Annotated in this window: 7 protein-coding genes and 1 pseudogene; 1 reads left to right on the top strand and 7 read right to left on the bottom strand. The window is 64.6% G+C overall.

The features are described 5' to 3' along the window. From J3489_RS32020 to J3489_RS31995, 6 genes are all read right to left on the bottom strand, one after another. Positions 1–112, bottom strand: a 112-nt coding sequence (locus J3489_RS32020; RefSeq protein ID WP_207004838.1) for an SDR family NAD(P)-dependent oxidoreductase, incomplete at its 3' end; no start/stop codon positions are given. 50 nt (positions 113–162) lie between these two features. Further along, the gene (locus J3489_RS32015; RefSeq protein WP_207004833.1) at positions 163–903 is read right to left on the bottom strand and encodes an acetoacetate decarboxylase; all 741 of its coding nucleotides are present in this window, start codon (positions 901–903) and stop codon (positions 163–165) included. Between the two features lie 547 nt (positions 904–1450). Further along, positions 1451–1681, bottom strand: a complete 231-nt coding sequence (locus J3489_RS39005; protein WP_374193509.1) for a hypothetical protein — start codon at positions 1679–1681, stop codon at positions 1451–1453. A gap of 263 nt (positions 1682–1944) precedes the next feature. After that, a complete protein-coding gene (locus tag J3489_RS32005) occupies positions 1945–3390 on the bottom strand; it encodes a LutB/LldF family L-lactate oxidation iron-sulfur protein (protein ID WP_207004832.1) in 1446 nt (481 codons plus the stop codon). Continuing rightward, a complete protein-coding gene (locus tag J3489_RS32000) occupies positions 3387–4109 on the bottom strand; it encodes a LutC/YkgG family protein (RefSeq protein WP_207004831.1) in 723 nt (240 codons plus the stop codon). Before J3489_RS32000 ends, J3489_RS32005 begins: the two co-directional genes overlap by 4 nt. Then, positions 4106–4906, bottom strand: a complete 801-nt coding sequence (locus J3489_RS31995; protein ID WP_207004830.1) for a (Fe-S)-binding protein — start codon at positions 4904–4906, stop codon at positions 4106–4108. The genes J3489_RS32000 and J3489_RS31995 overlap by 4 nt, the downstream gene beginning before the upstream one ends. 180 nt (positions 4907–5086) lie before the next feature. On the opposite strand from J3489_RS31995, the gene J3489_RS31990 reads away from it, so the two are divergent. Beyond that, entirely contained in the window at positions 5087–5809 is a 723-nt protein-coding gene (locus J3489_RS31990; RefSeq protein ID WP_242540472.1) for a FadR/GntR family transcriptional regulator, read from the top strand. Here the strand turns inward: J3489_RS31990 and J3489_RS31985 are convergent. Continuing rightward, a pseudogene (locus J3489_RS31985) lies at positions 5806–6099 on the bottom strand (hypothetical protein); the annotation flags it as partial. The gene J3489_RS31990 and the pseudogene J3489_RS31985 overlap by 4 nt on opposite strands. Between the last annotated feature and the right edge of the window lie 3 nt (positions 6100–6102).

The raw sequence follows: 6102 nt of genomic DNA, 5'->3' as shown, positions 1-6102 counted from the left end.
GGTCGGCGATCGCCACCGCAGCGCCTTGTGCCGCGAGCACCAATGCGATTTCCTTGCCGATGCCGCTTGCGGCGCCGGTCACGACTGCTGTTTTGCCTTTGAGTGTCGTCATGTTCGTGTTTTGTCTTGGATGATGGTTTGCCGGTGTTTTGCCCAGCGGGCTTAGCGAGCGAGGTAATCGTGCACGACAGTGCCGAGGCCGAGCGTCAGGTCCGCGATCAGATGCCGCGCTTCGACGATCTCGAGGACGGGCAGATCGGCCACCGGTGCGAGCGCATGATGTGCGAGCTGCAGCGATGCCGGGCCCGTCCATGCGCCCTTGAGCTTGATGTCTTCGAGGTAGTAGCGCACGAGCTCGCAGACGCGCGGCGTGCCGTCGACGTGAGGAATGATCTTCAGCAGGTAGTTCGGCGCGGCCATGCGCTTCGTTTGTTCCGCGATATCGAGTTCTTTGTGCTTGTAGCCCATCGTGCCCGTGGCGACACGCACCGAACCGTAGTCGAGCGTGCCGAGCACGTGGTCCGTGTCGACGTGGAGCGTCGGCGAGGCGAGCTTCTTCGGAAAGCCCCACAGCTCGCGGCCGCCGGCGATCGGCGGATGGTCGTCGAGATACATCGCGAGCGTATAGCTGCCGGGCTTGCCTTCGTACGTGACCGGAATGACCTGCCCGCTTTCGGTGTAGTCGCCGAAGCCGGTCGAATCGGCCATGCGGATGAATTCGTAATGAACGTAAGGGTCGCTGACTTCCAGCGGTTCGGGGACGATCTCGCGGAGGCGGTCCAGATCGGTACGGTAGGTGATGATGAGGAACTCACGGCCGTAGAACTTGTACGGCCCCATCGGAAACGCGGGGCTCGTGAGCGGCATGGCAAATGCTTTCGATCGCACGCGGTCAGGACTCACAGGTACTCCTTTAAAAAACGCTTGGGCGGGAAAGACGTTTCGCTATCGTATATGGAGGCGGTGTCTTTCGCGAGTCGAGAGTGGGGAACAGATTGTTGCGTTTCCCGCGTCGAATGACCCGCTAATGGGGATCACACCGTCTAATTAATGAGCTTATTTGAATTATCTGAGGTGAAAATCAAGACGCTGCGCCGGTGATCGGCAGCGATCTGGTGCGCCCTGTCGCAGGGGCGCCGCCGCTCATTGTGTCGCGCGTGTGCCAAGGTGCAACGCCAAAGGTGAGCGTTTTCGGGAGATCGGGCCGGAGGCGTAGTCGCATGTCGGGCTTGCTGATGCCCGGATGCCCGCGCGCGGTGCAAATTCAAGCCGAGGCCCTATCTTTATGAAGGAAACGGGCTGATTAGACGCGCTCAGGTGAGCGGTGAAAGCGGCGTTGCTCACCGTCGAAACGGATGCGCAACCGCAAAGGTGAGCGTTTTCGGGAGTCTTTGCACCGGCGAATCGGCGGCGCTCAGAACCCGTTCGCGCGGCGCTCCGCGCAAACCGGCTAGCCGGCGTAGATGCTCAAGTCGAAGTCCGAGATCGTTTCTGTTGCGCATTCGCGGCGTTCGCGCTTGGGCGGCAGGTCTGGCGAGGACGTCGGCGGCTCGGGCTCGCTGGCCTCGGCGGCCAGCGCCGCCAGCTCGGCGGCCTGGCGGGCGGCCCGCAGCGCCGTGCAGCGTTGGGCCCGCCGGATGTCGGAGAGTGTGCGAACCAGGCGCATCGTCCTTTTCGACATGGATTTCTCCTTCCGTTGCAGTTGCAACTTGATAAAACACTTTAAGTCTAGTGCGCGGAGGACTGATACATAAGGCTCTTTGTGGTAATGGCAACAGTTCGACGGGAAATTTTTGAGGTTTTCCGGGCTGTCTGTTGCGCGCTCGGATCGGCGGACCTCGTGGCCCGGCGCCAGATCAGGTTCAACGAAAAGCGCAGGACCGCGGGCGAGGGCGCCGACGAATGAATCAGCACGCAAGTCAGCGGGAGGGTCGAGCATGCCGTTTATTCGATCTGCCCCCGCTCCCGCAACCTATCGGCAAGACTGCGCCGCGCGGGCGTAAGCGGTATCCGATATTGCGTCCACCCCATCTGCCTGGCCGGCGTCAGCGCTCTCAGCCGTGTTGCTGCCCACCGAAACACCCGATACACGCGCGGATGCGCAAACGCGCCGCTCCAGAATCGCCAGATCAAGTGTTCGCCGCGGCTGAACTTCGCCCCCTGCCCACGCAGCGGATGCTCGACTGTCTCGTACGGATTCCGATTGGCCTCAGTCCTCAAGCGGATCAGCAACTGCGGTATCGGAATGCGCACCGGACACACTTCACCGCACGCTCCGCACAGGCTCGACGCAGTCGGCAAGTCGGCCGTTGCCTCAAGCCCCAGCAAATGCGGCGAAATGATCTTGCCGATCGGCCCAGGATAGGTCGTTCCATAAGCATGCCCACCGATACGCGTATAAACCGGACAGTGATTCATACACGCCCCGCAGCGAATGCATTGCAGCGTCGCGCGCAACTGCTCGTCCGCATACGCTTGCGTGCGTCCGTTATCGAGCAGCACGAGATGAACTTCGCGCGGACCGTCGAGTTCACCGCTGCGACGCGGCCCTGAAATCAGATTGAAGTAAGTCGCGACCGCCTGCCCGGTGGCCGATCGTGTCAAGAGGCTCGCGAGCGGCACGATATGTTCGAGCTTCGCGACGACCTTCTCGATCCCCATGATCGCGATGTGCACGTCCGGCACGGTCGTCACGAGGCGTCCGTTGCCTTCGTTCTCCACGAGCCACAGCGTGCCGGTGTCCGCCGCCGCGAAGTTGACACCCGAGAGGCCGATGTCCGCGTCGACGAACGTCTGGCGCAGCGCGCGCCGGCCGGTCTGGATCAGTTCGTCGACGTCCTCGGTGTAGTGCGCGTCGGGAATGTGCGCTTCGAACAGCTCGCCGATTTCGCCCTTCGTCTTGTGAAGCGCGGGCATCACGATGTGCACGGGCTTCTCGCCCGCGAGTTGGAGGATGTACTCGCCCAAGTCGGCCTCGATGCAGTCGATGCCGCGCTCGGCGAGATAGTGATTCAGCTCGATCTCTTCGCTCGCCATCGACTTGCCTTTGACGATGCGTCGCGCGCCGTGCGATTTCGCAATCCGTTCGATGGCGGCGTTGGCTTCGTCGGCGGTTTCGGCCCAATGGACGTGCACGCCGGCGGCGGTCAGTTTTTCTTCGAGTTGTGCGAGCAGCTCGGGCAGCCGTGACAACGCATGCTGGCGCACCGCTTCGCCGAGATCGCGCAGGTTCTCGAGTTCGCCGGCGTCGGGAAACTGGATTGCGCGCTTGGTCTGCAGGAAGTTCATCGCGCCGCGCATGCTCTTGCGCAGCTTCGGATCATCGAGCGCCGCGCGGGCGCGCGCCTTGAAGTCTTCGGTGGGTACGAAGTGAAGCGGGCTCGTGCTCATCGTTTGTCTCCTGATGCCGCGTTGCCGGTGTCGTCGTCGGTGACGATCACGACCCAGAGTTCGCGCGGCCCATGCGCGCCGTAGGCGAGCGTTTGCTGGATGTCGCTCGTCTTCGACGGCCCGGAGACCAGCACGAGGTTCGTCGGCATGCCGTCGCGCCAGCATTCGGCTTTTGCCGCCGCGTGCATGTCGGGAAAGAGCGTGCGCGCGTGCACGAGCGCGATATGCAGCGGCGGCACGAGCGACACGCTGCGCGGCGTTCCGGCATCGGGTTCCAGTATCAGCGTGCCCGTCGACGCGATGCCGGAACGGGCGACAGTAAAGCCGGCATCGGCCGTTTCGAAGAGTTCGGCCTTCCAGGTTTCGATCGGTGCAGCGAAGGGCCGTGGTTCAACCGATAGCGGTAGCGCGTGCGTCAGAGCTGCGCCCTCCGCGCGCGCCTCATCGACAAGCAAGCGCCGAACGCCAGCCGCTGCCAGCCGCTGCGCAACGAGCGCCGGCCATGAGGCGGCGTCGGTGCACCAGACTTCGGCGTGGGACGCTTCGAGCGCTGTTTGCATCGATTGCACGAGTTGCGGCGCCGATGCGGGAGCCGCGCGGCGCTGCTGGTCGTAATGAATGTCGATGCGCGCATCGAATTCGCGCGTATCCGATGCTCCCGAGGGCGCGGCGGCGCGCAGCCGCCCGAGTATGCGTGTGCGTGCGGAGAGGGTGCTCATGCCGATTCCTCCGCATCGTCGGCCTGGCCGCCGGTACGCCGCCACAGAAACGACGCAAGGTGTTCGACCGGCAGCGGCGCGCCTTGCTTCGCGGCGGCGTGGCCGATGTTCAACAGACACCCGCAGTCGGCCGAGACCAGCCGGTCGCAGCCGGTCGCGCAGGCCGAGGCGAGCTTGTCCTGCACCATCGCGCCGGAAATATCGGGGTGCTTCAACGCAAACGTGCCGCCGAAGCCGCAGCATTCGGATTCGCGTTCATGTTCGATTCGCGTGACGCCGGGCAGCGCATCCACGAGTTCGGCGCTGTGCGTGCGCGTTCCCATTTCGCGGCGCGCCGAGCACGACGTATGCAGCACGACTCGCTCCGGCGCGAGATCCGTCGCGCGCTCTCGCGCGTATTGCACTTTGAGCACGCGCAGCAGGAATTCGCCGAGTTCATAGACGCGCTCGGCCAGCGCGCGCGCCTTCGCTTGAGCCGCCGGATCGTGCTCGAAGAGATTCGGCCAGTGATGCCGCATCATGCCCGCGCAAGATCCCGAAGGCACGACGACCGGCCAGCGTTCGCCAAACAGATCGAGCTGCGCGCGCGCCACGGCGCGCGCCTGCTCAGGATTGCCGCTGCTGTACGCCGGCTGGCCGCAGCAGCTTTGCGCGCGCGGAAAGTGGACGGCAAGCCCCTCGCGTTCGAGGAGGCGCACCGCATCGAGACCGGCTTGCGGTACGAACATGTCGACCAGACAGGTGCCGAATAAGTAGACGTGCGCGGGGCGCACAGTGGGGTATTGCCGTTCCGTCATGTCTCGCTCGCTGATGTCGCGCGCCGCTTTTCCCGCTGCGTCAATCCCGACGAATTGAATGCGCCGGCGCAGTTTTGGCGTGCTCCAGCGCATAATTCCCGCTTACGTGCGCGGGCTCAAATTGGTTGGACCAGTTCCGGCAAACGGGGCGGCGCCGCGGGACGAAGGGCGGAGACGGCGATGACGACAACAAGGAAGATATCGGCGAGGGGCGCCGCGCGCGGACGCGTGGAAGGCGTCATGCGCCAAATGGAGACGGCGCTGATCGACGGCACGTGGCGCGCCGGCTCGCGCCTGCCGGCCGAGCGCGAGCTGGCGGAGCAGTACGGTGTGTCGCGCAACACGATACGGGAGGCCATCCAGCGGCTGGCCGCGCGCGATTTGGTGCAAAGCCGGCGCGGCTCGGGCGTGTTCGTCACCGATCAGCTGCGCACGGGCATCGCGTCGCCGTGGGGGCAACTGGTCGCCGATCATCCCGCGCTGCGCGAAGACATGCTGGAGTTTCGGCGCGTGCTCGAAGGGGCGACGGCGTACTTCGCCGCACAGCGCGCCGACGCGGAGGAGCGCAAGCGGATTCGCGCGCTGCTGGGCGAGCTGGAGCGCTCGCACGCCGCCGACGACAAGCCCGCCGAAGCGCGAGCGGACGCCCAACTGCACGAAGCGATTGCGCAGGCGTCGCACAACGCGATGTTCCTGCACTTGCATACGAGCGTGATCGGCATGCTGCGCGATCACATCACGATCAGCGGAACGGGTTTGCGCGAACAGGACGCGAACGCGTCCGATCAGTTGCTGATGCAGCACCGCACGCTGTGCGAGGCGATTTGCGCTCGCCAGCCAGAAGAGGCGCGCACGGCGATGCAGTCGCACATCGATTTCGTGCGCGCCAGGATGGAGCTTTAAGCGATGCGAGGGGAAGCGAGCGCTTCTTCGCGCCTCGCGTCGCGCTGCTGTTCAGCGCCCCGATGATGCTGACGCGAGAGCTTGCCCATGAACGGCAGCAGCAGGAACGCGAGCAACGCGAGACCGAGGCCGCTCACGAGCAATTCGCCGAGCGAGCAGAGGCCGCAGCCCCACACCATGAACCATGACGACACGCGTCCGTCGACGGCATGACGTCCGCTGATTGCGTAGACGAAGAAGCCCGCGGCGACAACGACGCAACCCATCGCAAACTTTCCGGCCACCGGCACGAG

Source organism: Trinickia mobilis (assembly GCF_017315705.1).
GTDB lineage: Bacteria > Pseudomonadota > Gammaproteobacteria > Burkholderiales > Burkholderiaceae > Trinickia_A > Trinickia_A mobilis.
The sequence above is the reverse complement of the archived record's forward strand: the minus strand, read 5'-3'. Positions and strand labels throughout refer to the sequence as shown.